The organism is Nostoc sp. NMS4, assembly GCF_017115095.1.
Lineage (GTDB): Bacteria > Cyanobacteriota > Cyanobacteriia > Cyanobacteriales > Nostocaceae > Nostoc.
Genome location: NZ_JABXKI010000013.1, coordinates 1 through 3,082 on the forward strand (window position 1 = coordinate 1; position 3,082 = coordinate 3,082).

At 42.0% G+C, this 3,082-nt stretch carries 1 protein-coding gene and 3 pseudogenes; all 4 read right to left on the bottom strand.

Going from position 1 to position 3,082, the window contains the following annotated elements; genetic code table 11:
• Positions 1-35: 35 nt before the first annotated feature.
• Positions 36-788 (bottom strand): AAA-like domain-containing protein, encoded by a 753-nt coding sequence (locus HWQ37_RS00185; RefSeq protein ID WP_363318079.1) that lies wholly within the window; start codon positions 786-788, stop codon positions 36-38.
• An 82-nt stretch (positions 789-870) separates the two neighbouring features.
• Positions 871-1,143, bottom strand: a pseudogene (locus tag HWQ37_RS00190) (AMP-binding protein); the annotation flags it as partial.
• A gap of 25 nt (positions 1,144-1,168) precedes the next feature.
• A pseudogene (locus HWQ37_RS00195) lies at positions 1,169-1,445 on the bottom strand (IS4 family transposase); the annotation flags it as partial.
• Positions 1,405-2,994: pseudogene (locus tag HWQ37_RS00200) on the bottom strand (condensation domain-containing protein); the annotation flags it as partial. The pseudogenes HWQ37_RS00200 and HWQ37_RS00195, both read right to left, overlap by 41 nt.
• Positions 2,995-3,082: the final 88 nt, after the last annotated feature.

A 3,082-nucleotide genomic window follows, 5' to 3' on the forward strand; every position in this document is an offset into this window, starting at 1 on the left:
GTTGATACATTAATACGGTATTTTGTCAATATAATTTAGATGCGTTCCCCCTGGGGTTGTCCCCCTGTCCACTGCAAAATCTCTTCTAACACTGCTTGAGTATTGTCTACCTGTTCCACCAATCCCGCCGCTAAAGGAGTTGCTTCTTCTAACTTAAAACCACACAGTTGAATTGCTCTACCAATATTAAAAGGTGTGCGATTTTTATCACCGATAAAATCTGAGGGAGTTGCCACACCCAACAGTGCAAAAGTCAAACGTTGGTATTCTTGCTTTTCCGTGCGGTTGTTATAAAAAGCGCGGATAGCAGCAAAGAAATCATCTTTAAAACTGAATCCTAGTAGACTATCAATTTCATCAATAAAAATAACTATATTTTCATAAATTTGTTGTAGCAGCACTTGTTCGATAAATTCTGCCCAACATTGTACGGGTGAAAGGAATTCTCGCTCTTTCCACCATGTTCGCAAGTTAAAATCTTCTGAAAGTAAAAAGCGGTTGACAAGATGTCTTATTAAACCACCATACCATTGTTGTGGCGTAACTTGTTGGGAACCAATGACGGTAATATCTATCGTCGCACAGCGAATCCCATCTTGTTCCAACCTTTGCATGGTTCGCACTCGTAAGCTAGACTTGCCCATCTGTCGAGAGTTTAAGACATAACAATACTCCCCTGCTTTTAGTACTTGATAAATTTCTTCGTCTGCTTGGCGGTAAACGTAACTAGGGGTGTCAACAGGTAAGCTACCCCCTACTTGATATATTAATGTTGATTTGGTGTTCATATTAAATCAAGTTAATTTGAACATTGTAGGGTGCGCCTTTGGGAGCTTAATGTACTATCGTTAGTTGTTGTCGTATATATTCAATGACTTTCACCCCTTGGACTGGCAAGGATTTAAGCAATTTCTGCTGAGTGATCAGCACAGAAACTTGCGCGTCTTCTGATATGTCAGCCAATCGCTGCTGAGGATAATCGGGGTCTAGGGGAACATAACCGCCGCCGGTTTTGAGGACGGCTAATAATGTGACGATGATGGATAGCGATCGCTCTAAATAAATCCCTACTAAAGTCTCTGACATGACACCCAGAGATTTTAAGTAATGGGCTAATTGATTAGCTTGGGTGTTCAACTGTTGCAATACTGTAGCCAAAATACGAGGGTTAAACGGCTGTAGAAGCATTGTGAATACGACCAAGAGAGGTAAGCTTGGCAAAAATCTGGGATAATAAAATAGGCTCTGGTGGTTCTGGAAGCATTTTTAACATTTCACGAACATATCGAAAACCACGACAATAAGCCTGAAGATCAACAATGCTCTTCGCCTGGATTATCTTGACGGAACTGAGCTAGAAGATAATGAGACAAATTGACCATAAAAAATGAAAGGTTGACAGCATTAGTCACCGCAGTTTGACCCCTGTTCATAAAATCCTCTAACTGTTGGTTGATAAGTCAGTTGTTGATTATCAAACACCACTGCTACTGCATCAGGGGTCAGTTCTGTCTGTTGCTCAAATAATTGATGCAGACCTTTATCTCTAGGGTAATCGGCTTGAGTATCGTTCCATTCAGCCAATAACTGCTGTTGCTCAACTGCTGTTAACAATGGCAATTGGTCAATTCGTTCTTGGGGATTGCTGACAACTGCTTCTAGCAGAGTCACGAAATGACCAGTCATCCGCTCGATGGTACTATGGTCAAACAAGTCAGTGTTATACTCCCACGCACCTACCAGTCCGGTAGCAGTCTTCTGCATTCCTAATGTGAGATCAAATTTTGCCATTGCACTGTCTATTGGCAATGAACTGACATTTAGCCCAGTCAACTCTATAGTTGATAGGGGATCGTTTTGGAGCAGGAAATCTACCTGAAACAGTGGTGCATGGCTGAGGTCTCTTTCTGGCTGCAATGCTTCTACCAACATTTCAAATGGCAAATGCTGATGAGCATAAGCATCCATTGCCATCAACCGAACACGAGTGAGTAATTCGTTAAAGCTAGGATCGCCTGATAAATCAGTCCACAAAACTAAAGTATTGACAAAAAAGCCAATTAACCCATCTATCTCACTGCGATCGCGGTTAGCAATTGGTGTTCCCACCAAAATATCTGCCACACCTGTGTAACGGTAAAGTAATGTATCAAATGCTGCCAACAAGGTCATAAAGAGGGTACAACCTTGCTGTTGACTGAGTTTGGTCAGTTTTTGAGTTAACTCAACAGAAAGTGCAAACTCTTGATGTGCGCCTGCAAATGTCTGCACTGCCCCTCTAGGTCGGTCTGTGGGAAGCGGTAATAAAGTGGGTGCGTTTTTGAGTTGTTTTTGCCAATAGTCCAATTGGCTTTGAAGTACATCACCTTGCAACCACTGTCTCTGCCAAATGGCGAAATCTGCATACTGAATCGGTAGTGGTGCTAAAGTGGTAGGCTGACCTTGAGCGTAAGTGTTATACAAAGCTGTTAATTCTTGGACAAACACACCTATTGACCAGCCATCTGAGACAATGTGGTGCATACACATTAATAAGATGTGTTCTGTCTCTGACAGCACCAGTAAAGTCGCCCTAACTAATGCTTGGCTTGCTAGATTAAAGGGTTGCAAAGCTTGCTGTTGCGTTAATTTCTGTACAGCTATTTCTTGCTCGTTTGCAGGCAGATGTTGCAAATCAACACTTGATACTGTCCAAGGTATATCTTCCTGTTCCCTAATAATTTGCCTTGCTTCTCCATCAATAGCGATGAAGTTGGTGCGTAAAGCTTCGTGACGCTGAATAATTTGTTGCAAGCTTTGTTGTAGCGCAACTTGATGCAAAGTTCCTACTAGGCGCAACGCAAAAGGGATATTGTATAAAGCACTGTTCGGATCGAACTGGTCTAAAAACCATAAACGCTGTTGAGTAAATGACAGTGGTATTTCTACATTTTCTACTCTTCCCAAGATTGGCGGAGCGACCAGTTTTAACTCCTGTTTATGCAATTGCTCAATAGACTTATCCGAGAATGCGAAATACTTACTACGCAATGATTTCAGCGATTTTAACGGAATGCGATCGCACTCGCTTAGTGGACGCAAC